General features: G+C 63.3%; 25 protein-coding genes. 23 read left to right on the forward strand and 2 right to left on the reverse strand.

Annotation, left to right across the window (positions count from 1 at the left end):
* The first annotated feature begins 1 nt into the window (after window position 1).
* From murG to ACV4UY_RS00740, 23 genes are all read left to right on the forward strand, one after another.
* Window positions 2-1,111 (forward strand): undecaprenyldiphospho-muramoylpentapeptide beta-N-acetylglucosaminyltransferase, encoded by a 1,110-nt coding sequence (gene murG, locus ACV4UY_RS00630; protein WP_491605737.1) that lies wholly within the window; start codon window positions 2-4, stop codon window positions 1,109-1,111.
* 3 nt (window positions 1,112-1,114) lie between these two features.
* On the forward strand, window positions 1,115-2,515 hold the full coding sequence (murC, locus tag ACV4UY_RS00635; protein WP_491605738.1) for a UDP-N-acetylmuramate--L-alanine ligase: 1,401 nt from the start codon (window positions 1,115-1,117) through the stop codon (window positions 2,513-2,515).
* On the forward strand, window positions 2,512-3,447 hold the full coding sequence (gene murB / locus ACV4UY_RS00640) for a UDP-N-acetylmuramate dehydrogenase (RefSeq protein ID WP_491605739.1): 936 nt from the start codon (window positions 2,512-2,514) through the stop codon (window positions 3,445-3,447). The genes murC and murB overlap by 4 nt, the downstream gene beginning before the upstream one ends.
* Before the next feature lie 10 nt (window positions 3,448-3,457).
* The gene (locus tag ACV4UY_RS00645; RefSeq protein WP_491605740.1) at window positions 3,458-4,441 is read left to right on the forward strand and encodes a D-alanine--D-alanine ligase; all 984 of its coding nucleotides are present in this window, start codon (window positions 3,458-3,460) and stop codon (window positions 4,439-4,441) included.
* Window positions 4,423-5,166: a cell division protein FtsQ/DivIB gene (locus tag ACV4UY_RS00650; RefSeq protein ID WP_491605741.1), complete on the forward strand. Its 744-nt coding sequence runs from the start codon at window positions 4,423-4,425 to the stop codon at window positions 5,164-5,166. The genes ACV4UY_RS00645 and ACV4UY_RS00650 overlap by 19 nt, the downstream gene beginning before the upstream one ends.
* A gap of 131 nt (window positions 5,167-5,297) precedes the next feature.
* Window positions 5,298-6,539 carry a cell division protein FtsA gene (gene ftsA / locus ACV4UY_RS00655; RefSeq protein ID WP_420905971.1) on the forward strand — a complete coding sequence of 414 codons (1,242 nt, stop codon included), beginning with the start codon at window positions 5,298-5,300 and terminating at the stop codon, window positions 6,537-6,539.
* 176 nt (window positions 6,540-6,715) lie between these two features.
* On the forward strand, window positions 6,716-7,945 hold the full coding sequence (gene ftsZ, locus ACV4UY_RS00660) for a cell division protein FtsZ (protein WP_491605742.1): 1,230 nt from the start codon (window positions 6,716-6,718) through the stop codon (window positions 7,943-7,945).
* Window positions 7,946-8,620: 675 nt separating this feature from the next.
* Window positions 8,621-9,556 carry a UDP-3-O-acyl-N-acetylglucosamine deacetylase gene (lpxC, locus tag ACV4UY_RS00665; protein ID WP_491605743.1) on the forward strand — a complete coding sequence of 312 codons (936 nt, stop codon included), beginning with the start codon at window positions 8,621-8,623 and terminating at the stop codon, window positions 9,554-9,556.
* 67 nt (window positions 9,557-9,623) lie between these two features.
* On the forward strand, window positions 9,624-10,145 hold the full coding sequence (locus ACV4UY_RS00670; RefSeq protein WP_491605744.1) for a DUF4390 domain-containing protein: 522 nt from the start codon (window positions 9,624-9,626) through the stop codon (window positions 10,143-10,145).
* Window positions 10,142-12,370, forward strand: a complete 2,229-nt coding sequence (locus ACV4UY_RS00675) for a sensor histidine kinase (protein ID WP_491605745.1) — start codon at window positions 10,142-10,144, stop codon at window positions 12,368-12,370. Before ACV4UY_RS00670 ends, ACV4UY_RS00675 begins: the two co-directional genes overlap by 4 nt.
* A gap of 5 nt (window positions 12,371-12,375) precedes the next feature.
* Entirely contained in the window at window positions 12,376-13,755 is a 1,380-nt protein-coding gene (locus ACV4UY_RS00680; protein ID WP_491605746.1) for a sigma-54-dependent transcriptional regulator, read from the forward strand.
* A gap of 48 nt (window positions 13,756-13,803) precedes the next feature.
* A complete protein-coding gene (locus tag ACV4UY_RS00685; RefSeq protein ID WP_491605747.1) occupies window positions 13,804-15,024 on the forward strand; it encodes a GTP pyrophosphokinase in 1,221 nt (406 codons plus the stop codon).
* Between the two features lie 366 nt (window positions 15,025-15,390).
* On the forward strand, window positions 15,391-16,296 hold the full coding sequence (locus tag ACV4UY_RS00690) for an SPOR domain-containing protein (RefSeq protein WP_491605748.1): 906 nt from the start codon (window positions 15,391-15,393) through the stop codon (window positions 16,294-16,296).
* Window positions 16,297-16,560: 264 nt separating this feature from the next.
* Window positions 16,561-17,256, forward strand: coding sequence for a heme ABC exporter ATP-binding protein CcmA (gene ccmA, locus ACV4UY_RS00695; protein ID WP_491605749.1), 696 nt, complete (start codon window positions 16,561-16,563; stop codon window positions 17,254-17,256).
* A complete protein-coding gene (locus ACV4UY_RS00700; RefSeq protein WP_491605750.1) occupies window positions 17,257-17,922 on the forward strand; it encodes a heme exporter protein CcmB in 666 nt (221 codons plus the stop codon).
* 14 nt (window positions 17,923-17,936) lie between these two features.
* On the forward strand, window positions 17,937-18,635 hold the full coding sequence (gene ccmC / locus ACV4UY_RS00705) for a heme ABC transporter permease CcmC (RefSeq protein ID WP_491605751.1): 699 nt from the start codon (window positions 17,937-17,939) through the stop codon (window positions 18,633-18,635).
* On the forward strand, window positions 18,628-18,765 hold the full coding sequence (locus ACV4UY_RS00710; protein ID WP_491605752.1) for a hypothetical protein: 138 nt from the start codon (window positions 18,628-18,630) through the stop codon (window positions 18,763-18,765). Before ccmC ends, ACV4UY_RS00710 begins: the two co-directional genes overlap by 8 nt.
* Before the next feature lie 2 nt (window positions 18,766-18,767).
* A complete protein-coding gene (ccmE, locus tag ACV4UY_RS00715) occupies window positions 18,768-19,217 on the forward strand; it encodes a cytochrome c maturation protein CcmE (protein WP_491605753.1) in 450 nt (149 codons plus the stop codon).
* A gap of 64 nt (window positions 19,218-19,281) precedes the next feature.
* The gene (locus ACV4UY_RS00720; RefSeq protein WP_491605754.1) at window positions 19,282-21,252 is read left to right on the forward strand and encodes a heme lyase CcmF/NrfE family subunit; all 1,971 of its coding nucleotides are present in this window, start codon (window positions 19,282-19,284) and stop codon (window positions 21,250-21,252) included.
* Between the two features lie 246 nt (window positions 21,253-21,498).
* Window positions 21,499-22,038 (forward strand): DsbE family thiol:disulfide interchange protein, encoded by a 540-nt coding sequence (locus tag ACV4UY_RS00725; protein ID WP_491605755.1) that lies wholly within the window; start codon window positions 21,499-21,501, stop codon window positions 22,036-22,038.
* Window positions 22,035-22,532: a cytochrome c-type biogenesis protein gene (locus ACV4UY_RS00730; RefSeq protein ID WP_491605756.1), complete on the forward strand. Its 498-nt coding sequence runs from the start codon at window positions 22,035-22,037 to the stop codon at window positions 22,530-22,532. The genes ACV4UY_RS00725 and ACV4UY_RS00730 overlap by 4 nt, the downstream gene beginning before the upstream one ends.
* A 119-nt stretch (window positions 22,533-22,651) precedes the next feature.
* Complete coding sequence (locus ACV4UY_RS00735; protein ID WP_491605757.1) at window positions 22,652-23,140, forward strand: MarR family winged helix-turn-helix transcriptional regulator; 489 nt, start codon at window positions 22,652-22,654, stop codon at window positions 23,138-23,140.
* Window positions 23,137-23,565 carry a hypothetical protein gene (locus ACV4UY_RS00740; protein WP_491605758.1) on the forward strand — a complete coding sequence of 143 codons (429 nt, stop codon included), beginning with the start codon at window positions 23,137-23,139 and terminating at the stop codon, window positions 23,563-23,565. Before ACV4UY_RS00735 ends, ACV4UY_RS00740 begins: the two co-directional genes overlap by 4 nt.
* 192 nt (window positions 23,566-23,757) lie before the next feature.
* Here the strand turns inward: ACV4UY_RS00740 and pntB are convergent, their stop codons facing one another.
* The gene (gene pntB, locus ACV4UY_RS00745) at window positions 23,758-25,170 is read right to left on the reverse strand and encodes a Re/Si-specific NAD(P)(+) transhydrogenase subunit beta (RefSeq protein WP_491605759.1); all 1,413 of its coding nucleotides are present in this window, start codon (window positions 25,168-25,170) and stop codon (window positions 23,758-23,760) included.
* A gap of 13 nt (window positions 25,171-25,183) precedes the next feature.
* Entirely contained in the window at window positions 25,184-26,749 is a 1,566-nt protein-coding gene (locus tag ACV4UY_RS00750; RefSeq protein ID WP_491605760.1) for a Re/Si-specific NAD(P)(+) transhydrogenase subunit alpha, read from the reverse strand.
* Between the last annotated feature and the right edge of the window lie 207 nt (window positions 26,750-26,956).

Consider the following 26,956-nt stretch of genomic DNA (forward strand, 5'->3'; position numbering starts at 1 on the left):
CGTGAGCAACGCAATGGATAAAAAACTGCTCCTGGCCGGAGGCGGCACCGGCGGACACCTCTTTCCCGCCCTGGCGGTCGCCGATCTCTGGGAGGCCGGCGGTGGCGAGACCCTGTTCGTCGGCGCCGAGGGGGGGATGGAGTGCGGCCTGATTCCCCGGCACGGCAAAAAACTGGTCACCTTGCGGGTTGGCAAACTCAAGGGGCGCGGCCCTCTGGCTCGGGCACGCACCCTGCTGGGCATCCCCGGCGCGATCCTGTCCGCGCGGCGGGTGCTGCGGGAGTTCCAGCCCCACGCCGTGCTCGGCATGGGGGGCTACGCCTCGGCCCCGGCGGTGATCGCCGCCCGACTGGCCGGCATCCCCACCCTGCTCCACGACCAGAACGCCATCCCCGGCCTCACCAACCGCCGTCTGGGCCGGTTCGCGGACCGGATCCTGACCGGCTTTGCCCAGGCCACCGGATATTTCCCCGCCGGACAGGCGGTGGAGACCGGCAATCCGGTGCGCGAAAGCCTGGTTCGCGACGTGCCGCCCCTGACCCCGCCGGCACCGGGCGAACCCTGGCGAATCCTGATTTTTGGCGGCAGTCAGGGGGCGCGGATCTTCACCGAAGTCGTGCCCGAGGCGTTGAACCGGCTCCACCGGCAGGGATTTTCCCTTCAGGTGCGCCAGCAGGCGCGACCCGAGGATCTGGAGGAGGTGCGCGCCGCCTACCGAACCGCCGGCATCGAAGCGGAGGTCGCCCCCTTCTTCACGGAGATGACCAGCGCCTATCGCCAGGCCCATCTGGTGATCAGCCGCGCCGGCGCCTCGTCGGTGGCGGAGCTGGCCGCCACCGGACGACCGTCGCTGCTGGTCCCCTACCCCTTTGCCGCCGACGACCACCAGACCGCCAACGCCAAACCGCTCACCGATGCCGGCGGAGCCTGGACCCAGAGCCAAAAAGACTTTAACGTATCCTGGCTGACCGCGTTTCTGGCCGACAAGCTGGGCGATCCGGCTGCGCTGGAACGGGCCGGGAGACGGGCGCGCACGCTGGCCCGTCCACGGGCCGCAGCGGACATGATGGACGAAATTCTCCAACTTCTGGCGCGCCAGGGAAACGGTTGATCGATGTACGACAAAATCCGCAAACTCCATTTCGTGGGTATCGGCGGCATCGGCATGAGCGGTATCGCCGAGGTGCTGCTCAATCTGGGCTATCAGGTGTCGGGCTCGGACATGGCCGAAAACGCCTCGGTGCTGCGCCTGAAGAATCTGGGCGCCGACATCCGCGTGGGACACACCGCCGAACAGGTCCGCTCGGCGGACGTGGTGGTACGCTCCTCGGCGATCACCACCGAAAATCCGGAGATCCTCGAGGCCAAACGGCTGCGCATTCCCGTGGCTCGGCGCGCCGAGATCCTCGCCGAACTGATGCGCATGAAATACGGCATCGCCATAGCCGGCACCCACGGCAAAACCACCACCACCTCGATGACCGCGACCCTGCTCGGCGAGGCCGGGATGGATCCCACGGTGGTCAACGGCGGGGTGGTGAAGGCGTTCGGCAGCAATGCCCGTCTGGGCACCGGCGAGTTTCTGGTCACCGAGGCCGACGAGAGCGATGGCACCTTCCTGAAGCTCTTTCCCACCATCGCGGTGGTCACCAACATGGACCCGGAGCACATGGAGTTCTACAAGAGCTTCGACGCGGTTCGGCAGGCTTATTTCAATTTTGTCGAAAAAATCCCCTTTTACGGTCTTGGCGTGCTCTGTTTCGACCATCCCCAGGTGGCGGCGCTGGCGGGACGGCTGGAGGAGAAGCGTCTGATCACCTACGGCCTGACCGACGGCGCGGATCTGCGCGCGGTCAACCTCCGTCGCGAGGGGGGACGCACCCGCTTCGAGGTGCTGCTGAAGGATCCGGACGGCGAGGGGGCATCCCGCTCCCTGGGCGAACTGGCCCTGCCGGTGCCGGGTCATCACAATGTGCAAAACGCCCTGGCCGCCGTGGCCGTGGCCCTGGAACTGGAGATCCCCTGGGAGGCGATCGTCCGCGGACTGGATCGCTACAAGGGGGTGCGGCGCCGCTTCGACATCCTCAAGGAGAGCCCGGACCGGGTGATCATCGACGACTACGCCCACCACCCCTCGGAGATCCGCGCCACCCTGGCCGCGGCCCGCGAAGCCTACGGCACGCGCCGTATCGTGGCCATCTTCCAGCCGCACCGCTACAGCCGGGTGCAGGATCTGTTCCCGGAGTTCCTCACCTGTTTCGAGGATGCCGACCTGGTGCTGGTGGATCGCATCTACCCGGCGGGGGAGGCTCCGATCCCCGGTCCCCTGGACAAGGGAGGACAGACCCCGCTGGTGCGCGGCATCCGCGACAAGTGCAGCGTGGAGGCCCAACCCCTGCCGGGCGGCGAGAACTGGCGCGAGGCGCTCGAATCCCTGCTCAAACCCGGTGATGTCACCCTGTTTCTGGGCGCGGGCAGCATCTCCCACCGGGCACGCGATTTCGCGGCCTCGTGACCGACGGCATGGGCATGGACCCGTTCGCCCCCTGCGCGCTCACCCTCCCGGTGCGCCGCGACGTGCCCCTCGGGCCGCGCACCACCTGGCGGATCGGCGGCCCGGCCCGCTGGCTGATCACCCCGGTTGATGCCGTGGAGATCGCCGGACTGCTCGCCAACTGGCCGGACCATCTGCCGCGGGTGATCCTGGGCGGGGGGAGCAATCTGTTAATTTCCGATAAAGGTGTCCCAGGTGCAGTTATGGATTTGACCCAGGCCATGAATCGGATTTATACTATTACCGAATCCTTGAACGCCGATTCGGAAACCCTGGTGCATGCCGATGCCGGAGCCACCACCCAGGCGTTGGCCCACTTCGCCAGGCGACGGGGGTTGACGGGCGCGGAGTTTCTGGCCGGCATACCGGGCAGCGTGGGGGGTGCGTTGCGCATGAACGCCGGGGCCCACGGCGGGGAGATCCGGGATCTGCTCGTGGAGGCCGATCTGGTCGATCCCGCGGGCCGGCTCCATATTCTGCCCGAATCGGCGTTGGGAATGGGATATCGGCACTGCGGCATCGACGCGGCGTGGATCTTCACCGGGGCCCGGTTTCGTTTCCGGCCCGACGATCCGGCACGGGTGCGGGAGCGGATGCGCGCGTTCAATGCGCACCGGAGACGATCTCAACCTCTGGCCTGGCCAAGCGCGGGGAGCGTGTTCAAGAATCCGCCCGCCGGCCCCAAGGCCTGGGAACTTCTGGACCGGGCCGGCCTGCGCGGCCTGCGCGTCGGAGATGCGCAGGTGTCGGAAAAGCATTGCAATTTTTTCATCAATCTGGGCCAGGCCACAGCCAAACAGATGCGCGAACTGATCGATCGGGCACGGGAGCGCGTGGCCGAACACGCCGGCATCCTGTTGGAGCCGGAAGTCCAATTCGTCGGATGGGAGTGAGCGTGACGCCATGCTGGAGCAACTCAAGCGCGCCCTGACCGAGGGACAACGGATCGCGGTGTTGATGGGAGGCGCCTCCCCGGAGCGGGCGGTGAGCCTGCGCAGCGGCGCGGCCCTGATGGGCGCCCTGGAGAAACGCGGCTGGAATCCCATCTCCATCGACCCGGCCAACGGTCGGGAACTGCCCGAAGCGCTGTTGAAGAACCGCGTCGCCGCGGCGGTGCTGGCCCTGCATGGCGAAGGGGGCGAGGATGGCGCGATCCAGGGGCTGCTCGAAACCCTCGGCATCCCCTATACCGGCTCGTTCGTGGGTCCCTCGGCCCTGTGCATGAACAAAATCGCCAGCAAACGGCTGTTCCGGGATGCGGGTCTGCCCACCCCGGCCTGGGAAGAGGTGGTGGTCGATGGCGAGGAGAGTCTGGCCTCCTTGCCGGATCTGGCCCTCAATCCGCCCTGCTTCGTCAAACCCATGGCCACCGGCTCGAGCGTCGGCATCAGCCGCGTGGACGATCGGGAGGGTTTGAAGGAGGCGCTGCGGATCGCGGTGCGGGCCTCCGGGAGCGGCAAAACCCGCATCCTGGTGGAAGAGGAGATCATCGGACCCGAGTTGACCCTGGCGGTTCTCGACGACCGTCCCCTGCCTCTGATCGAAATCCGTCCGGCGGCGGGATTCTTCGACTACAACGCCAAGTACGCCTCGGGGGAGACCCGCTATCTGATCCCACCGGAGAGCGTGGATCCGGCGACCCTGGAGCGCGCCACGCGCATCGGTCTGGAGGCGGGTCGGGTGGCGGGTTGTCGCGGACTCTACCGGGTGGACCTGATGGTGGATGGCGATGGCACCCCCTGGGTGCTGGAGATCAACACCCTGCCAGGGATGACCGCCACCAGTCTGGCCCCCAAGGCGGCGGCGGCGATCGGCATCTCCTTCGAGGAACTGGCGGAACGGATTCTGGCGGGCGCCGGATTGGAACGATGCCGCGCTTCTTCCTGAGCCTCCTGCTCCTGATCCTGGTGATCTTCGCGGGACGACAGAGTTGGGAGCTGCTCAAGCGCTCGAACTGGTTCCCGCTCGAGACGATCCACATCCGTGGATTGGTGAACATTCCGAATCAGGTGGCGATCGGGGCCATGGAAACCCCCAAGGGCACCAACCTGCTCGCCATCGATCCGGAGACGATCCGCACCCGCTTGCAGATGTTGCCATGGATCCACTCGGTGCGGGTGAAACGGATCTTTCCGTCCACCCTGACGGTCACCCTCTCCGAAAAGAGCGCGGTTGGCTTGAGTCGCCAGGGGGAACGGCTGATGGTGCTCGACGAGTACGGGATGCCGATCAAAACGTTTGAGAAAGGGGATCCCCTGTTGCTGCCGGTGATCACCCCCCTGCCCGGCTCGCACCAGGCGGAACAAACGGTAAAACTGTTGAATCTGCTTGATAAGCAGGCATGGATCAAAGACCAGATCTCCGAAGCGGTCGGCACTCCGGGTGACGGATGGACCCTGTACACGCGCAAGGGGGTCAAGCTATTATTATCGAATCGTGCGGAACAGGAACTTAGCCTCTTGCATAGGTTACAGAAACGTTACAAGATATTGGATCTGCGTATACGCCAAGTTGAGCTGCGCATCGCCAATCGGGTCGCCATCCGGCCAGAACCGGTCCCGGAACCACCACGTCCCGATAAAAGCGATCTCAAACGCGCTCCGACCACCTGATCATCCGAACGGTTCGAGCGACCGCCCGGCAAAAGACGCGAGGTAATCGCTCGTATCGTGGCCACAAACACTGCGCTCAGCGCGTCAGGCGCCCTCCGGGGCACGGATCAACACAAGATTTCGGGTTGAGCATGCCCAAACAGGACCAAAACCTGATCGTCGGCCTGGACATCGGGACCACCAAAATCTGCTGCGTGGTCGCCGACGTACAACCCGACGGACGTCTGGATATCATCGGCATCGGCACCCATCCGTCACGCGGTCTGCGCAAGGGCGTGGTCATCGACATCGACTCCACGGTGGAAAGCATCCGCATGGCCATCGAGGAGGCGGAAATGATGGCCGGGGTGGAGATCAACATGGTCTTCGCCGGCATCGCGGGTGGACACATCAAGAGCGGCAACTCGAACGGGGTGGTAGCCACCCGCGAGGGGGAGGTCACCCAGAGCGACATCGTGCGCGTTCTCGACGCGGCCCGCGCCCAGAGCATCCCCATGGATCGCGAGATTCTGCATGTCATTCCCCAGGAGTACATTCTCGACGGACAGGACGGCATCAAGGAACCCCTCGGCATGCACGGGGTGCGCCTCGAGGCGCGGGTCCACATCGTCACCGGCGCGGTGGCCTCGGCGCAAAACATCGTCAAGTGCGTCAACCGCTGCGGCCTGGACGTGGGCGACATCATCCTCGAGCAACTCGCCTCCTCCGAAGCGGTGCTCACCGCGGACGAAAAGGAGCTGGGGGTCTGTCTGCTGGACATCGGCGGCGGCACCACGGACATCGCCATCTTCTGCGAGGGACACATCAAGCACACCGCGGTTCTGGCCATCGGCGGCGACCATCTGACCAACGACATCGCCGTGGGACTGCGCACCCCGACCCGCGAGGCCGAGCAGCTCAAGCGCAAGTACGGCTGCGCCCTGGCCTCCCTGGTCTCTCCGGACGAAACCATCGAAGTCCCGAGCATCGGCGACCGCAAGGCCCGTTCCCTCACCCGCCACATCCTGGCCGAGATCATCGAACCGCGCGTCGAGGAGCTGTTCACCCTGGTCAACCGCGAGATCGCCCGCTCCGGCTACGAAGAGCACATCGCCGCCGGCGTGGTGCTCACCGGGGGCTCGTCGATCACCGAAGGCATGGTGGACCTGGCCGAGGAGGTGTTCAACAAGCCGGTGCGACGCGGCATGCCGCAGGGGGTGGGTGGCCTGACCGACGTGGTATCCTCCCCGGTCTACGCCACGGCGGTGGGACTGGTGCAGTTCGCCAGCCGCAACGAACGGGAGATGGGGCGGCGCATGCAACCCGAGCCGGGTGGACTGCCCATCAAGAACGTGTTCCAGCGCATGAAGGATTGGTTCGGCGGTCTGTTTTGAGTTGTCCCCATGGAACTCCCGTCAGGGAGGTCCATGGTCGGGGTGAGGGACCCTTCCCCATCCCCCATGAAATTTGGGGAGCGCCCATCGGGGCGTCCCCGGGCGGGAGAGCGTGATCTCCCCGAAACATGCGGGTTTATCAGGGCGTTTCTTTTTTGCAAAGAGGATCTTCATTCATGGCCATCGAATTCGAGACGTCTTCAGAGCCGTTGCAGCGCATCAAGGTCATCGGCGTGGGCGGTGGTGGTGGCAATGCCATCAACAACATGATCCAGGCCCAGCTCGAAGGGGTGGAATTCATCGTGGCCAACACCGATGCCCAGGCCCTGGCCCGCAATCTGGCCCCGACCCGCCTCCAGATCGGCACCAACATCACCCGAGGGCTGGGTGCGGGGGCCAAACCCGAGGTGGGGATGCGTTCCGCCGAAGAGAGCCGTGAAAGCATCAAGGAGGCGATGCATGGCGCGGACATGGTGTTCATCACCGCCGGCATGGGTGGTGGCACGGGAACCGGTGCCGCGCCGGTGATCGCCCAGATCGCCAAGGAATTGGGTATCCTGACGGTCGCCGTGGTCACCAAGCCGTTCGGATTCGAGGGGCGCCGGCGTCTGCAATATGCCGAGGAGGGGTTGAAGGAGCTGCGCGATCACGTTGACACGGTGATCACCATCCCCAACCAGAAACTGCTTTCCATCGTCGGCAAGAACACCACCATCCTCGAGGCGTTCCGCAAGGCCGACGACGTGCTGTTGCAGGCGGTGCGCGGCATCACCGATCTGATCACCATCACCGGTCTGGTCAACGTGGACTTCGCCGACGTGCGCACCGTGATGGACGAAATGGGGCATGCCATGATGGGCGCGGGCGAGGCCACCGGCGACACCCGCGCGCTCGACGCGGCCACCCAGGCCATCTCCAGCCCGCTCCTCGACGAAATTTCCATCCACGGCGCGCGTGGCGTGCTCATCAACATCACCGGCGGCTACAACCTGGCCCTGCAAGAGGTGGATGAGGCGGTCACGGTGGTCAAGGACATGGTGCATGACGACGCCATCATCGTGGTGGGCGCGGTGCTCGACGAGTCGATGGAGGATTCGGTGCGCGTCACGGTTGTCGCGACCGGCATCGGCGAGGCCGAGCAGGTGGCCTTCCCGAGCAAGGAGAGCATCACCAACAAGACCCAGCCCACCGCCAAGCAACCCGCCGCGCTGCGTGGCGCGACCTCCAGCCGGACCCCGGTGACGGCCAAGGAGATCGCCGCCCTGGAGGGTGTGGACCCCAAGAAGAGCAACGTCCGCGCCCTGCGTCGTCCGATGCGCACCCTGGATGATTTCAACAGCCTGGAGCAGACCAACAACGAGGATGCCCTGGACATCCCCACCTTCCTGCGCCGGCAGATGGATTGATTGTTCTCGACAGTCTGCGCACTGCACACCAAGACGCCTCCGGAGATCCGGGGGCGTCTTGGTTTTTGCGGGACGATCCGAACGCTTCCGGAACGCAACCATCCAGGCCCAATCATGCAAGGTACCGTGGAACGCCCGAAGGGAGATCCCATGGTACGGGGTGCAACGGTTCTCCCCCCGTCATACACGTTGCAGGGGGCCTGAATGGTCACTCCGGAACACGAGAACCTCCCATCGTCACCCCAACGACATCCGGTTGACTTGACGACTCGATAAGCGAAAAAAGTCAACCAATCGATCTCGCTGACCTGAATTTCCCATCATGAGCCCAACCAATCCCCCTTCTCCCTTGTCAGATTTTTTCCTTCTCCCTGGAAAAATATTCGGCTATAGTGGAATTTTTGATTCATGGATGTTTAGTTTCCGTTGGCGTGTTGGCATTAGAGTTGCTTTAATTAGCCATAGTCTGACACTATGGGAGACGCACGACAAGACAGGCAGCAAAATTTTGACAGCCGTTACCGTGAAACTCCCGCAGGGATGCCCACGGTACGGGGGGTGAGGGGATTCTCCCCCCCATCATGCCAGTTTGCCGCCCGATCGCAGCGTCCCACGGATGCCCGTGAAAGAGATGGGTCCCAACAACGGAATCAAATTGAAACGGAACCTAAAGACATGCTTTTTCAACGCACCCTCAAGAATACCATCCGTTGCACCGGGATCGGACTGCATGGCGGCAACAAGGTCTACCTGTCGCTGCGACCCGCACCGGAAAACACCGGCATCGTCTTTCAGCGCATCGACCAGGGCAACGCCCTGATCCCGGCCCGCGTCGAGAACGTCGTCGATACCCGACTCTGCTCCACCATCGCCAATGCCGATGGCGTGCGCGTCTCCACGGTCGAACACCTCCTCGCCGCCTTCGCTGGCCTGGGCGTCGATAACGCCTATGTCGATCTCGACAGCCCGGAAGTCCCGATCATGGACGGCAGCGCCGCCCCGTTCGTCTTCTTGATCCAGTGCGCCGGCATCGTCGAACAGCGCCTGCCAAAAAAATGGCTGCGCATCAAGAAATCCATCTCCGTCACCCACGAGAACAAACGGGCCTCGTTCCATCCCTGCGATCACTTCCGCCTCAGCTTCCACATCGATTTCGATCACCCCCTCCTCGAAGAGCAGGGCGTGGAGATCGACATCACCGAAACCACCTTCATCAAGGATATCAGCCGCGCCCGCACCTTCGGTTTCCTCAAGGATCTCGAAACCCTGCGCGCCAATGGTCTGGCACGCGGCGGTTCCCTGGACAACGCCATCGTCATCGGTGACTTCCGCATCCTCAACGAAGGGGGCCTGCGCTACGAAAAAGAGTTCGTGCGCCACAAGATCATCGATGCCATCGGCGACCTCTACCTGTTGGGTCGTCCAATCCTGGGCCATTTCAAGGGGGTCCGCTCCGGTCACGCCATGAACAACCTCCTGCTGCGCAAACTCCTGGCGCGCACCGATGCGTGGGAGTTGGTGGAGTCCGCTGAACATGCCCCCCCTCTCCAGGAACTCGTTTCCAATGCGGTGCCGCGCGTGCTCCAACCCGCCGTCGCCTTCTCCATGTAACCCGTTCTCGGGCCCCTTGCCGCCCTCCATCCGCCCGGCGATCTTAAGCGTCCTCTTTTGGACGCTGATGATCGCTGGCTGCGAAAAACCACACTCCGACACCTCCACGCCGGTCATCCAACAGGCCGAAGCCTTTTTTCAGGGCGAAAAACTCCTGGCACGGGTCACCCTCGACCCCGCGCTCCTCGAACGCCTCGGCGAAAACCTCCAACAAGGCGAACCCCTGCTCGCCACCTACCGCTTCCGCCTTATCCGCAAGCACCCGTGGCTGCCGAATGCCCATGTTTTGGATAAACAGATCCTGCGCCATGTCCGCATGCGCCTGATCACCGAGCGCTACCAGCTTCAAGAAAACCAACAACGGCTGGTCCACTACACCACCGACGAAAGCGAAGCCCTGCAATTCATCGGCAATCCGCGCTTCCTGCTGCTCCACCCGCGTTTCAAACCCCTGCCGGATACCGACTACATGCTGCAAACCCGCATTTCCATCACCCACGAGGGGATGTCGCGCCTGTTCCGCTTTCTCGACCGCTGGCTCACCTGGCATCAACCCATGGACTTCTTCCACGAGTCGGAACTGCCATGAAACGGTTCACCTTTCCCATTCGGCACATCTACCTGCTCCTGGTGCCCCTGGTGGTGGCGATCATCACCTTCCTGACCGCCCAGGGGTTGCGCGGCGCGGCGGCGGTGACCAGTGGCGATTACGGCGTGGCCTTTCTGATCCTGCTCTACGTCAACCTGTTCCTGGCCCTGGCACTGGGCTTCCTGGTGCTGCGCCATGTGTTCCGGCTCTGGCTCGACCGGCGCCAGCGCCGCACCGGCTCGATGCTGCGCACCCGCATGGCGATGATGTTCGTGGCCCTGTCGCTGCTGCCCACCCTGATCATCGCCATCCTGTCGGTCAACTTTCTCAACCGCGGGGTGGACTCGTGGTTTTCCGACCGCATCGCCCGCGCCATGGACACCGCGCTCGGCGTGTCGCGCGCCTATTACCGGGAGAGCCAGCGCAACGTCCGGCACGATGCCGAAGGGATCGTGCGCAACCGAGCGGTGGCCTCGGCCCTCGCCCTGGAGGACAACGAGGCGGTCGCGGCCATTCTGGAGGTGGAACGCAACGCCCGCGGCCTGGACGAGGTGATCATCCTGCGCCCGGACGGCACCAGCATCGCCAAGGCGGGGGGATTGCCGTTCGACCCCCTGCCCGATCTCGATGCCCTGGTGGAGGGCGAATCGCGCGCCCTGGTGGTCACCAGCGACGCCGGCGACCGGGTGCGCGCCTTCGTGGCCCTCGATGACAACTATGTGCTCGCCACCGGCCACTGGATCGACCGGCAGATCCTCGGCCAGTTGGAAAACATCGAGGCGGTCTACGTCGATTACAAGAATCTGCGCGCCTCCCACGGGCTGCTCAAGGCCAACCACACGGTCACCCTGGCCCTGATCGCCCTGCTGTTGCTTCTGGCCGCGATCTGGTCGGGATTCCGCATCGCCGACGACCTCACCGATCCGATCGCCGAACTGATCGTCGGGGCCCGCAAGGTGGCCATCGGCGACCTCTCCGTGACCCTCTCGGTGACCGGCGACGACGAGTTGGCCACCCTCATGGCCGCCTTCAACGCCATGACCCGCAAGCTGCAAGAGAACCACGAAGAGCTTCAGGCCACCAACGCCCTGCTCGAGGAGCGGCGACGGTTCATGGCCGCGATCGTGCAGCACATCTCCGCCGGCGTGATCAGCGTCAACCGTGGCGGCGAGATCACCCTCATGAACCCAGCCGCCGGCGTGTTGCTGGGTCTGGACAGCCAGGGGGTGATCGGCCAGCACCATCGCGCGGTGCTGCCGGATGCGATGCTGGCCCCCCTGGCGCGTCGCGACGCGCGCCGCGCCGCCAGCAACGGTGCGGAACCCCCGCTCGCCGAATCGGCCATGCAGTTCCAGATGCAGATCCAGGGCGCGGATCGCATCCACACCCTGACGGTACGCATCACCCCGCTGGTGGATGGCTCCGGCGAGGGCCAGGGGTTCATCGCCACCTTCGACGACATCTCCGACATCCTGCTGGCGCAACGCTCCCACGCCTGGAGCGAAGTGGCGCGGCGCATCGCCCACGAGATCAAGAATCCCCTCACCCCGATCCAGCTCTGGGCACAGCGGTTGCGACGCAAGTACATGAAACATCAATCCGAATCGTGTCCGGATTGGCAGGTGCTCGACGAGGGGACCAACGCCATCATCAGCCAGGTGGAGGAGTTGCGGGTGCTGGTCAACGAGTTCTCCACCTTCGCGCGGCTGCCGCGCCCGGAGCTGGCCCTGAACGATCTGCATGCCGGCATCGGAGAGGTGTTGCAACTGCATCGCGCCGAGTTGGAAAAGTTCTCGGTCACCACCGAGTTCGCGCCCGACCTCTCCCTCTTCCCCCACGACCGGGGACAGCTCAAACAGGTCTTCACCAACGTGATCTCCAACGCCATGGCGGCGATTCGCGAACGAAACGAAGCGCGCCATCTTGCCATTTGCACCGAGGTTACGGAAAATGGCGAAGGGGTGCGGATCCAGATCGCCGATTCCGGCTCCGGCATCCCGCCCAAGGATCGGGATCGCGTCTTCGAACCCTATTTCACCACCAAGGCCACGGGAGTCGGATTGGGCATGGCCATCGTCAAAAAGATCATCGAAGATCACGGCGGCACCATCCGCATCCGTCAATCCCAATGGGACGGCGCGCTGGTGGAGATCCATCTGCCGCTGACCCAGGCCATCTCCGCGCCCTCCGCCGGCGCCGTGGTCCCCTCCCGCGAACAGGCCTGACCCCCATGAACCGCACCATCCTGATCATCGACGACGAGGAACCGATCCGCACCAGCCTGCGCGGCATCCTGGAGGACGAAGAGTATCCGGTGCTCGAGGCCGCCTCCGGAGAGGAGTCCCTGGCAATCCTGGAGCAACAGGAGGTGGCGGCGATCCTGCTGGATATCTGGATGACCGGCATCGACGGCATCGAAACCCTGCGACGCATCAAGGCGCGCGAAAAAGGTCGCGCCGGCGAAGGGGAGATCCCGGTGATCATGATGTCCGGCCACGGCACCATCGAAACCGCGGTCTCGGCCACCAAAGAGGGGGCCTACGACTTTCTGGAGAAGCCGCTTTCTCTGGACCGGGTGTTGTTGTTGCTGGATCGGGCGATCCGCGCCCGTGACCTGGCGCGGGAGAATCGCGCCCTCAAGGCGCAGATGGAGACCGTTCCGCCGATGATCGGCGACTCACCGGCCATGCGCGCCCTCGAGGAGAAGCTGTTGCGCGTCGCCCCCACCGAGGGGTGGGTGTTGATCACCGGCGACAACGGCACCGGCAAGGAAGTGGCCGCCCGTCGTCTGCACGCCCTCTCCAACCGCGCGGCGGGACCGTTCATCGCGGTCAACTCGGCGGCCATTCCGGAAGAGTCCATCGAGGTGGAGCTGTTCGGCCAGGAGAGCAGCGCCCCAAACGGTCAGAAGATCATTCAGGCCGGTCGCTTCGAACAGAGCAATCGGGGCACCCTGTTTCTCGATTCGGTCGGCGACATGTCGTTGAAGACCCAGGCCAAGATCCTGCGCGCCCTCCAGGAGCGACGCTTCGAGCGGGTCGGCGGACGCCGCCCCATCCAGGTGGATGTGCGGGTGATCGCGGCCACCAACAAGGATCTGCAAGACGAGATCGACCAGGGGCGTTTCCGGCTCGATCTCTACTACCGGCTCAACGTCATCCCCATCGCGGTTCCGCCCCTCAAGGAGCGCCTCGAGGACATCAAGCCTTTGGTGGAGTTCTTCATCAAGACCCATCAGGTCACCCTGCCCCAGCATCGCACCTTCTCCCCCGCAGCGTTCAACTGCCTGAAAAACTACCACTGGCCCGGCAACGTGCGCGAGCTGAAAAATCTGGTGGAGCGCATGCTGATCATGGCACCGGGCACGGTGATCGATCCGGAGGATCTGCCCGAGTTCATCCATCTCAAACCCGGCGCCACCCCCACCTCCACCCCCTGGGACACGCTGCTGGAGAACGAAAATCTGCGCGATGCCCGCATCGCCTTCGAAAGAATCTTCCTGAAAGCCCAGCTTGCGCGTCACAACGGCAACATCTCGCGCACCGCCGAGGTGATCGGCATGGAGCGTTCGGCGTTGCATCGCAAGTTGAAAACCCTGGGTTTGGACTGATAGAATGCCCAGGTACCCCACGAGGAATCCACGCCCTGGAGCTGCCCGATGAAGCCACTCGACACGGTGATGATCGACAAGATCCTCATTCAATACGATCAGCAGAAGAAAAACTACCAGGATTTCCTGGAGCGCACCCTGACGCTGATCAAGGAGTTCATCGTGCCCGATGGCCCGAAGATCCATTCGATCGTCGGTCGCATCAAGGAGAAGGAGAGTCTGGTCGAAAAACTCAACCATCCCAAGAGCCCCTACGCCACCTTGAGCGACGTGCCCGACATCGCCGGAATCCGCATCATCACCTATTTCGAGGAGGAGGTGCAGGTCATCTCGGAGATCATCCGTCGCGAATTCAACGTCTTCACCTCGCCCGAGCATCCCAGGTCGCACACCGTGGATCCGAACCGCTTCGGCTACACCTCGACCAATTTGCAGGTGGGATTGCTCGACAACCGGCTGGAATTGATCGAATACCGACGTTTTCGGGGTTTTCTGGTGGAGTTGCAGATTCGCTCGGTGTTGCAGCACGCCTGGCTGGAGATCAACAAACATCTGGGATTCCAGACCCGCGAGCACTGTCCGCCGACCAGGCAGCGCGAATATGCCCGGGTGACCGCCCTGTTCGAGCTGGCGGATCTGGAACTCAACCAGATCAAGCCGCACGCCTGGAAGCCCCCGAAACAGGCCCGCGCGCCGGAGATCGTACCGGGCGATCCCCTGCCGCCCCTTCCGGAACTCCCTTTCGACCCACCGCCCCCCCTCGAGGAGGATCCCCAGCCGGCGGGCAAGCCACCCGTGGCCGGCAAGCCCGCTTTGTTGGAACGAGCGGTGCCGAGCACCCGCATCGGCGAAGCGGAGATGGAGCGGTTCGTGCTCGACAACCGGTTGATCAACGCCTACGACCGCAAGATCGCCGATCACTACGACACACGGCTGATCTTCAAGTCACCGAGCATCGCGATACTCACCGAGGCCTGTCTGCTGGTGGACATCCCCTCGATCGCCGTGGCCGGAGAGATGATCCGTCACCACGAAAAGTTCATCCGACCGGTGGCGCGGGTGCTGTTCGGGGATCCGGCCAGCAGCAAATACGAACACATCTCCCGCGGCGTGACCCTGCTGGTGGTCTGCACCGCCCTGGCGGCCAAGACCGGACAGACCAACGCGGTGTTTCAGTTCATCACCCGCAACCACTTCGAGAACGACCCGACCATCACCGGTCTGTCGTCGGATCTGATCGACCGGGTGCAAGAGGTTCTGGAGTCGTAGCCCGCCTCAAACGTGGCGGGTTCGCGAGCAGGCGCCCGTGACAGGGTGGGAGGGGTTCTTGCGCGGACGCGGAACACCCTTTCACTTGAATGGACGATCCACGGAGTTGCCAAAGTTTTGACTCATCCCCCTTTCCCCCACGACGCCAAACAGGCCGGCACACGGCCCGAACTCAACGGCGCGTTTCTTGCAATTTAAATCCAAGATCCCCACCCCAGGGCCCAACGCACGGCATGTGGCGCGGCTGGCGAGGCGGGGAATGGCCCCGACATGACATCCGGGACGCGCCCGATTTCCGGCCTCCGGTGTGCGCGGCGCTGAAAAATTTTCGAGCTTGGCCCATCCAAACATCGACAAAAGGCTCTTATGAAAGCATCACCCAATCGTGAGCAGTTTCTGTTTCTGGTGACCGGCGGCATCATTCTCGTCTTGATCCTGCTGGTGGTGATCTTCAACATGGTGCGCTCGCCCGGTGACCTGATCACCGAGAAAGAGACCCAGCCGCCACCCAAGGTGAAGGTCGGGGATCGCGCCAGCGATGCCAACAAATCGACCTGGCTCACCCAGGTGGCGCCGGCGCCGGTCTTCAACACCGAGGCCGGCAAGGGGGACGCCAAACCCGAGCCCCGCATCGAGATCGACGCCCAGGATCTCACCGCGCCGGATCCAAACGCCAAGGAGGGTTCCAAGCCGCGCGATCCCTGGGGTTCCAAGGAGGCCTCGGCCCTGGAGTCGGCGCGGCTGGAGTCCAAGCCTCTGCCCAAGGATGTGGGTTTGAGCACCGCCAAGGCTCCGTCGCCCACCGACGGTCATGTGGCGCCTCCCATGCCGCAGATGGCGGCCACGCCGGGCGCGCGACCCGCGCCGCCCCCGCCGCCGGCCCGCGGAGCGACCCAAACGCCCGGCGATGCCAAGAACGCCGCCGCGCAAGCCAGGCCGACCCCTCGGGATCAAGCCGAGGAGAGCGACGTGGAAGAGGAGAACGCCAAGCCGCAAAAAAACGCCACCGCGCCCGGAAACGGCTTCACGGTGCAGGTGGCCTCCTTCAACGACACCGAGCACGCCGAAGCCCTGGTGGCCAAGCTCTCGAGCCTGATGTTCGAGGGCAGACGCATGCCCACCTTCATCACCAATCCCAAGGCCGGCGCCAAAACCGTCTACCGGGTGCGCCTGGGCCCGTTCCAGACCCAGCAGCGCGCCCAACAGGCGGCCAACATGGCCCAGGCCAAAATCGGCGGCGTGAAGGCCGTGGTTCTGAATCCCGGTCAGTGATCCCCTCCGCACCAGGGGGTGCGTCGGGTCAGGGAGCGGACCATCCCGCTCCCTGACCCCGCCTGCCCGCCTCCCATCGATCCACCCCATGAGTTGCGATAGCGCGACCCGCCGTCCATTTTCCCCCTTGCAAGCGAAATTCTCTTTTACATCCGCCGCCAAACCGCTAAAGTCTACACCCTGGACCGCCACGCCCGCGCACCCGCGCCGGCCATGGCGACCCGATCCGATCTCCCAACCAACCTCATTTGAAGAAGAACCTGGATGAACCCATCCGTCACGGACGCGACCACCGAGCCTGTTGCCCGCTTGACCGGAGTGCGCCATCGCTATGGCCGCCATCTGGTGCTCGCGGGCATCGAACTTGAGGTCAGACGTGGCGAATGCGTGGTTCTGTACGGAGCCAACGGTTCGGGAAAATCCACCCTGCTCTCGCTGCTCTCCACCCGACACGCCATCCGCGAGGGATCCTACCACCTGAACGGCCTGGATGTGCGTCACCACGGCCAGGAGGCACGGGAGCGGCTTTTGTTCGTCGGCCATCACACCCACCTGTACGGCCATCTGACCTCGGTGGAGAATCTGCTTTTTTTCAGTGATCTGCGTGGTCTGTCGGTTTCGGAATCCCACCTGCGCCAGGCGCTCGACACCGTGGGACTGGCCAAGGCCGCCGACAAACCGGTGCAGTGGTTCTCCGCCGGCATGCGCAAACGGCTGGCCCTGGCGCGCATGCTCCTGGCCGATCCGCGACTGCTGCTGCTCGACGAACCCTATTCCGCCCTCGACACCCAGGGGGTGAACTGGCTCAACGCCATCCTCGCCGACTACCTGAACCAGGGCGGCGCGGTGATCATGGCCAGCCACGACCCGGAGCGGGTCGCGGTGCTGCGGCATCGTCCGCACCACCTGGCGCGGGGTGTGCTCACCCCCCTCGACACCCCGCGTCCGGAGGTGGCCTGAATGATCAAGGCCATCTACCGCATCGCCTGGAAAGATGTGGCCGGAGATCTGCGCCGTCGCGCGACCCTCTCTTCCATGCTCTTTTTCGCCATCTCGGTGCTGGTGGTGTTCCAGGCCGCCTTCGAGCCGGATCGCCAGGAGGCCCTGCGTCTGCTGCCCGGCCTGCTCTGGGCCACGTCGCTGTTCACCACCCTGGTGGGACTCGGGCGGGTGTTCCAGGCCGAGGAGGAAGATGGCGCCTTCGAAGGGCTGCTGCTGGCTGCGGTGCCGCGTGGGGTGATCTTTTTCGGCAAGTGGCTCGGCAATCTTTTGTTGACCCTGCTGGTGGAATTCCTGATACTCCCCCTGACCATGATCCTCTTCAACGTGGATGCCTGGCAACACATCCCGGCGATCCTGGGAATCCTGGCCCTGGGCACCCTCGGATTGACGGGTCTGGGCACCTTGCTGGCCGCCATGACCCGTGGCGCACGCTCGCGGGAGACGCTGCTGGCGCTGCTTTTGCTACCCCTGACCGCGCCACTGCTGATCAGCGGCGTGCAGGCGGTGGCGGCCATTCTGACCGTGGATGGCCAGGTGGCGCCCTGGCTGAAACTGCTGGTGATTTTCGATGGGGTCTATCTGGCCATGACCCCCTGGGCCTTCGGTTGGCTGGTGGAGGAGTAATCAGTTCAAGTGCGATGAATATTCTCAAGAAAATCCAACCCCTCGTTGGACTGGCGACCCTGATTTCCCTCGCCGTCGGCCTGTGGTACGTCTATCAGGCCCCGGCGGATTTCCAACAGGGCGGCGCGGTGCGCATTCTCTACATCCACGTACCCTCGGCCAAGCTGGCCCTGTTGAGCTACATCTTTCTCACCATCGCCTCGATCCTCTACCTGTGGAAACGATACGAAGGGGCCGACATCCTCGCCGAGGCCGCCGCCTCGGTTGGCGCCGCCTTCACCGTCATCACCCTGGCCTCGGGATCGATCTGGGGCAAACCGATGTGGGGGACCTGGTGGGCCTGGGATGCGCGCCTGACCTCGATGCTGGTGCTGCTGATCCTCTACAAGGGGCTGATGGTGCTGCGCCACTCCCTGGACGATCCGGTCAAGGGGGCGCGGGCCACTGCGGTTCTGGCCATCGTCGGGGCCGTGGATCTGCCGATCATCCACTATTCGGTGGTCTGGTGGCGCACCCTCCACCAACCCCCCTCCCTGGCCGCCGGCGAAAACGCCGCCATCCACATCGCCGGACCCCTGCTGCCGCCATTGCTGATCCTGTCGGTGGCGTTTATCCTGATGGGTCTGTACATGCTGACCGTCAAGGCGCGCCAGATCGAGGCCCGCCGCCATCTCGACGCCCTTGAAGCCGCGAGGATGCATCACGATGACTGATTATACCCCCTATGTGGCCGCCGTGTATGGGTTGGCCCTTCTGGTCTACGGTGGCTATACCCTGCTCTGGCGCGCCTCCTACAAAAAACTGGAACGGCAACTCGCTTCCCTCTCCCAGGAGTCCCCATGAGCATGCCCATCAATCGCCGGGTTTTCATGATCCTGAGCGTGATTCTGGTCATCGGATCCCTCGGGGCGCTGGTGCTCTCCTCGTTCACCGGCGCGCTGGTCTATTTCCATACCCCCACCGAGGCCCTGGCCAAACAATCGGAGCTGAATGGCAAAAAAATCCGCATCGGCGGCATGGTGCAGGCCGGCACCCTGACCCGTGAGGCCGGCACGCTCAAGATCCGCTTCCTGGTCACCGACGGCAAGGGACAAATCCCGGTCCGCTACGAGGGGATCGTGCCGGATCTGTTTCGCGAAGGACAAGGGGTGGTCGTGGAAGGAACCTGGAAAAACGGTCAGGATTTCCCGGCAGATACCATCCTCGCCAAACACAGCGAGGATTACGTCCCGGTGGAGATGAACGAACAGGGGATCGCCAAATCCAAAGAGTCGCTGCTCAAGTCGCTCAAGTAACGGATCCGGCTGGAATTATTCAAAAACAAAATCTTACACACTCTCACACAGGTCAATCCGCCTCATGTGGATCGAAATCGCCCATTTTTCCACCCTGCTCGCCCTGCTCCTGGCCGGCGTGCTGCTGGTCGCACCCCTGGTCGGCATCCGCTGGGGACGGGTGGTCTGGATCCGGGTCGGTCGCCAAGCCGCCTTCTTTGCCTGCGGGCTGCTGACACTGGCCTCGGCAGGGTTGATCCTCTCCTTCCTCAACCACGACTTCTCGGTCAAATACGTCGCCGAACACGCCTCCCTGAAACTCCCGGTCTTCTATCTGGCCACCGCCATGTGGGGCGGTCACGAGGGATCGCTGCTGCTCTGGGCCTGGCTGCTGTCGCTGTTCGTCGCCATCGCCGCCTGGCGCCACTGGACCACCCATCCGATCTCCATGCCGTGGGTGCTCTCCATCCTCGGCGGGTTGCTGCTCGGATTTCTGCTGCTGGTGGTGTTCCTCTCCTCGCCCTTCGAACGGTTGCTGAATCCCCCCTTCGACGGACGGGATCTCAACCCGCTCCTCCAGGACCCGGGCATGGTCTTCCACCCGCCGTTCCTCTATCTGGGCTATGTGGGTTTCTCGGTGCCCTACGCCTTTGCCATGGCCGCCCTGATCACCGCCCAGGGGGATGCCGAATGGGTCTTGGCCACCCGCCGCTGGTCCCTCTTCTCCTGGGCCATGCTCACCATCGGCATCGTCTTCGGCGCCTACTGGGCCTATTACGAACTGGGCTGGGGCGGCTACTGGGCCTGGGATCCGGTGGAAAACGCCTCGTTCATGCCCTGGCTCACCGGTCTGGCCTTCCTGCACTCGGTGATGGTCCAGGAACGGCGCGGCATGTTCCGCACCTGGAACCTCTTTCTGATCATCACCACCTTCGCCCTCTCCCTGCTCGGCACTTTCCTGGTCCGCTCCGGGGTGCTCTCGTCGGTGCATGCCTTTGCCACCGATCCGGGCCGTGGCGTCTATATCCTCATTTTCATGGCGGCACTCCTGCTCTTCTCGTTCGGGCTGCTCACCTCCCGCTCCGATCGGTTGAAGGAGACCCCGAAACTCGATAGCGGATTGTCGCGGGAGTTCTCGTTCCTGGTCAACAACCTGTTCCTGGTGGCCGGAGCCTGCACCGTGCTGCTGGGCACCCTCTACCCCCTGGCGGTCGAAACCCTGTCCACCGCCAAGGTATCGGTGGGCGCCCCCTATTACAACAAGGTGTTCATCCCGATCATGCTCGCCATGCTGCTCTTGATGGGCGTGGGACCGATCATCCCCTGGCAGAGGGCCTCGTGGACACGTTTGCGCCAGGAGTTCCTGCCCTGGTTGACCCTCGGCATCGTCGGCGCAGCCTGCGCCCCCATGCTCGGCATCGGCCACCCCTCGGGAGCCATCGCCTTCGGTCTGATTCTGTTCGTGGGCGCCACCCATTTCAAGGAGGTGATCCACAACACCCGACTGCGCATGCGCCGCGAGGGACTCTCCGCGATCGCGGCTCTCTGGCGTCTGCTCGGACGCAACAAGCGCCGTTACGGCGGGTTGTTCGTCCATCTCGGGACGCTGGTGATGGTGGCCGGTTTCGTGGGATCGGGATTGTTCCAGGAGGAGCGCGACCTGTTCATGGCGGTCGGGGATTCGATGAAGATCGGTTCCTGGAACCTCACCCTGGAGTCCATGGACAAGACCGCCAAGCGCAACTGGAAAGCGGATGAGGCGGTATTCCGCGCCGAGCGTCCCGGTGCGGAACCGATCCGTCTCACCCCGCAAAAACGGGTTTACAACGAGCACTCCCAACCCACCACCGAGGCAGCGATTCACAGCACCTGGCGCGAGGATCTGTACGTAGTGCTCGGGGATGGGGTGAAAGAGGGGGTATGGGCGTTCCGGATCTATCGCAACCCGTTGATCTCCTGGGTTTGGGTTGGATCCACCCTGATGGTGATTGGGGTATTCTGGGCCATGTTGCAAGGGCGACGCCCGTTCCGGATCGCGGACGGCTCCGAGACTTGAACCGCACCCAGTTTGGAAGGTGTGGTTTGACCGTTAAAAGAAAAGAGAGCGTCTGGGAGATTCCTCTCCCAGGGTTTTGGTTTTGACTTTAAACCGCACCCATGTTGGGATGCGTCGTTGCTCGCAAGGCCATAGTGCAAAATACGAGCTGCGTTTCCAGAAAACGGAAACGCAGCTCGTGAAGACTGAGCCCGACCTGGCGGAAAAAGGATGCTTCTCAAGATGGTGGCGATATCAAGGAATCCGATGAACGGCATCTGGAAACTGGTTCTGCTCGGGGCGGTGATGGCGATTCTGCTGCTGTTCGCCCTGGGATTGAAAAACGATCCGCGCGACATCCCCTCGCCGCTGGTCAACCGACCGGCCAACGACTTTTCCGCCCCGGCATTGGAGGGAAACCAGACCATCTCCCTCTCCGCGCATCGCGGCAAATGGGTGCTGGTCAACTTCTGGGGTTCGTGGTGCATCAGTTGCGTGGCCGAACACCCCTATCTGATGGAGCTGGCGGCCAAGGTCAAGGGGCGGCCCGATTTCGTGATGATCGGCGTGGATTTTCGCGACACGCCGGAGGCGGCACGGGCCTTCCTGAAACGGCACGGCAATCCCGGCTATGCCCATGCCCAGGATCCAGAACAGAAAATTGCCATCGACTGGGGGGTATATGGGGCCCCGGAATCCTATCTGGTGGATCCGAACGGTACGATCCGCATGAAGCACACCGGCCCGTTGTTCCCGGGATGGTTCGAGCAGCGCGCCCTGCCACTGATGCAAGGAAACGCCAAATGATTTTTTTTCCTCGCCGGTTTTTGCCCTCGCTCCTCTTGACGCTGGCCATTGGAACCACCCACGCCGAAGTCCGCAACGAGGATCCCACCGAGGCGATGGTGCGACAGATCGCCAAGGATCTGCGCTGCGCGGTGTGTCAGAACCAGTCGGTGTACGAATCCAACTCCGACCTGGCCAAGGACATGTTGAAAATCATCCGCGACAAGGTGGCATCGGGCGAGAAGGAACCGACGATCCGGGCGTATTTTCATCAGCGTTACGGGGATTACATCTACCTGGAGCCCACCGGCCAGGGGATGAACGCTCTGTTGTGGAGCGCGCCGTTTCTGGGGCTGGGACTGGGCGGATATGCCCTGTGGCTGGCGATGCGCCGCTGGCGCGGTCAGGCGCAATCCCAAACGAACGACGCCTCTCAATCGCCCCCCTCCTCCCCAACCCCGGATGCCGCCATGCAGAGCCGCATTCAGCAGGAGCTGGAACGGGTGCGGATGTGATTTGATTCTTTCCCAGCGCCCATACGGTCACGGGTGCAAAACTGCCGAAAAATATTGACAATAAGTTGTCATTGTGTAAACTGGGACCAAATTGACAACCAGTTACCAAAATGACGACCATGAGCCAGCCCCCCCTCGATACCCTCGACACACTGGACACCCACGACCCGTTCACCGCGACCATCCTGGCGATCTTTCGCGCCAACGGCCAGTTGCTGCGCTGGGGGGATCAGTTCGCCCACCCTTTCGCGTTGACCAGCGCCCGATGGCAGATGTTGGGCGCCCTGGCCGGCTCGCCCTTACCCCTGACCGCACCACAAATCGCAATCCTCATGGGTGTCAGCCGCCAGGGGGCGCTCAAGCAGCTCAACCTGCTCGTGGAGGAGGGGCTGATGACGCGACTTCCCAACCCCTATCACAAACGCTCCCCGTTGTATCGACTCTCGGAGACCGGACAGGCGATCTATCGGCGCATCGACGCGGAATGGCTGAGCCATGCCGACCAACTGCGCGCCCATTTTGAACCGGATGCCTTGACCACGGCCTTGCGCGTGCTGGAGCGCATTCGGGAACTCCACCCATCCCACGACGAAGGAGAGATCGCATGATAACCCGCATCCATGCCCTGGCCGGACTGCTGGCCCTGTTGACCATCGGCCTGTTCCTGTCGGCCACGCTGATTGCCGAGCTTTTTTTGTCAATCGAGCGGGTGGTATGGGTAAAACAGATGATCGTCACCGGTCTCTGGAGCTTGATACCTCTGCTGATGGTCACCGGTGGGAGCGGTTTCGTGCTCGGCAAGGCCAGTGTCCACCCGCTCATCGCGACCAAGAGTCGCCGCATGCCGCACATCGCCTTGAACGGGCTGTTGATCCTGGTCCCGTCCGCGCTGTTTCTCGCCGGGAGGGCCGAAGCCGGTCTTTTCGACATTTTTTTCAACAGTATACAGGGCGTGGAACTGGTGGCCGGAGCCGTGAATCTTTTCTGGATGGGGCTCAATGTGCGGGATGGGCTACGCTTGCACGGAAGATAGCGACTACGGCCATTGAGCATGCCTGAGAAATTTTCAGGAACCCCTTGGAAGAATCCACTGTTGAATACAAAAAAATCCCCGGATCCACCTGCAAAACACAGGCTGATCCGGGGATGGTGCAGACCCGGTTTTCCACCAACGGCCTGCTTCAGACTGCTGGAGAAAACCGCTGAAAAAAACCGTCGAGAAACATCAACTACGGAGATTGTTGAGCACTTCGTCCAGCATCTTCTTGGCGTCGCCGAAGAGCATCCGATTGTTCTCCTTGTAGAACAGCGGATTGTCCACGCCCGCGTAACCGGAGGCCATGGAGCGCTTCATGACGATCGAGGTGGTCGATTTCCACACCTCCAGCACCGGCATGCCGGCGATGGGGCTGTTGGGATCTTCGAGCGCGGACGGGTTCACGATGTCGTTGGCGCCGATCACCATGGTGACATCGGTCGAGGGGAAGTCCTCGTTGATCTCGTCCATCTCCAGCACGATGTCATACGGCACCTTGGCTTCGGCCAGCAGCACGTTCATGTGACCCGGCATGCGCCCGGCCACCGGGTGGATGGCGAAGCGGACGTTCTTGCCCTTGGAACGCAACAGCTGGGTGATCTCGAACACCGTGTGCTGGGCCTGGGCGACGGCCATGCCGTAACCCGGCACGATCACCACGCTCTTGGCCTCGCGCAGCAGCTCGGCGGTCTCCAGGGCCGACACGGCCACCACCTCGCCCGCCGGCGCGGCACCGGCGGCGGAAGTCGGGGTACCGCCATCCGAGCCGAAACCACCGCCGATCACCGCCAGGAACTTGCGGTTCATGGCGCGACACATGATGTAGCTCAGGATGGCACCCGACGAACCCACCAGAGCACCCACCACGATCAACAGGTCATTGGAGAGCATGAAGCCGGTGGCCGCGGCGGCCCATCCGGAATAGCTGTTCAGCATCGACACCACCACCGGCATGTCCGCGCCACCGATGGCCATCACCATGTGGACGCCGAACACCAGCGCGATGGCAGTCATGGCCAACAGAGGCGTCATGCCCGCCGAGATGCCATGGGCGTTCAGGAACACCTTGCCCAGCAGCACGGTGACGATCAGCAGGCCGAAGTTGAACTGGTGGCGACCCGGCAGGGTCAAGGGCTTGCCGCCGATCTTGCCGGAGAGCTTGCCAAAGGCGACGATGGAGCCGGAGAAGGTCACGGCACCGATCAGGATGCCGATATAGATCTCCATCTCATGGATGGTCTTCTCGGCGCCTGTGAGGGTGGAGGTGGGATCGATGTAGTTGGCGAAGCCGACCAGCATGGCGGCCAGACCGACCAGGCTGTGCATGAGGGCGACCAGCTCCGGCATTTCGGTCATCTTGACACGGATGGCGGCGAAGATGCCGATCCCGCCACCGACGGCCATGGCGACGATGATCAGGGCCAGGTTGCCGGCACCGGCCAGCTTCGGACCCATCAGGGTGGCGAGCACGGCGATGGTCATGCCGATGACGCCGAACAGATTGCCGCGCCGGGCGGTTTCGGGATTGCTCAGGCCACCCAGGCTCAGGATGAAGAGGATGGTGGCGCCGATGTAAGAAACGGTCAACAAACCTTGGTTCATGGGTCACGCCTCCTTATTTCTGAAACATGCGCAACATGCGCTGAGTGACCCAGAAGCCACCCATCATGTTCACGGCGGTCAAAACGATGGCCAGGGCCGCCAGGATGGTGATCATCTTTCCGGGCGTGGAGATTTGGATCAGGGCGCCGATCACGATGATGCTGCTGATGGCGTTGGTGACGCTCATGAGCGGGGTGTGCAGGGCCGGGGTGACGTTCCAGATGACCATGTAGCCGATGAAGCAGGCCAGGATGAAGACGGTGAAGTGTCCCAGGAAGGCCGTCGGCGCGCCGACGCCCACCAGAAGGAAGATCAACGCCAGGCTGATGCCGGTGGTGAGCACGCTTTTGTTGCTGGCCGGCTCGCCGGGGCCATGGCCGTGCTTGGGCGGCGGCGGCGGGGCGGCGGGCTTGGCCTGCTGCGGAGCGGCGGAGAGCTTGGGCGGCGGCGGGGGCCAGGTGATCTCGCCCTCCTTGATGACCGTGGCGCCACGAATCACTTCGTCTTCCATGTTGACGTTGATCACGCCATCCTTGGTACGGCACAGCTCTTCCATCAGACGCACCAGGTTGGTGGCGTAGAGCTGGCTGGACTGACGCGACAGACGGCTGGGCAGATCGGTGAAGCCGATGATGGTGACATCGTGCTTGACCGCCACCTTGCCCGGCTCGGTCAATTCGCAGTTGCCACCCATTTCGGCGGCCAGATCGACGATCACGCTGCCGGGTTTCATGCTTTTCACCATGTCGGCGGTGATCAGCTTGGGCGCGGGACGACCCGGAATCAACGCGGTGGTGATGATGATGTCCACCTCGGCGGCCTGCTGGGCGGTCATTTCGGCCTGGGCCTTCTGATACCCCTCGCTCATCACCTTGGCATAACCGCCGACGCCGCCACCCTCTTCCTCGTAATCGACGGTGACGAACTCGCCACCCATGCTCTTGACCTGATCACCCACTTCCGGACGGGTGTCGAAGGCGCGCACGATGGCGCCCAGGCCCGAGGCGGCGCCGATGGCCGCCAGACCGGCCACGCCGGCGCCGATGACGAACACCTTGGCCGGCGGAACCTTGCCGGCAGCGGTGATCTGACCGGTGAAGAAGCGTCCGAAGTGATGGGCAGCCTCGATCACGGCGCGATAGCCGGCGATGTTGGCCATGGAGCTTAGGGCGTCGAGCTTCTGGGCGCGGGAGATGCGCGGCACCGAATCCATGGCCAGCACGGTGACCTTGAGGGCGGCCATGCGGTCCATGAGTTCTTTGTTTTGAGCGGGCCAGATGAAGCTGATCAGGGTCTGGCCGGCGCGCAGGGAATCGACCTCATGGGCCTTGCCACCCGGAATGGCCATCGGGGCGCGCACCTTGAGGACGATATCCGCATTGTCATAGAGGGATTTGGCATCCGCCGCGATCGTGGCCCCCGCCTCCTGATACACCTCGTCCGAGAAATTGGCCTCGGCACCGGCCCCCTTCTCGACCGCCACGGTGAAGCCCAACTTGATGAACTGCTTGACGGAATCCGGGCTGGCTGCTACCCGTCGTTCCCCTGGATAGATCTCTCTGGGAATGCCGATCTGCATTGAACGCCTCCTGATATAAATTTAACGATCGTGGAACCAAACGGGGCTTCATCCACTCGAACGATGAGCGATCCCCCATGCGCGCATCCGGGACGAATTCTCAAGGGGCAGATGATGAAAGAAAACGTCCTCGCGGTCAAGTTGCCGCGCAGCGTATTTTCGTTCTGGATCTTTTGATTTCGGCAAGTTATCGATCCGCCAGCGACG

Source organism: Candidatus Magnetaquiglobus sp. (assembly GCF_058402785.1).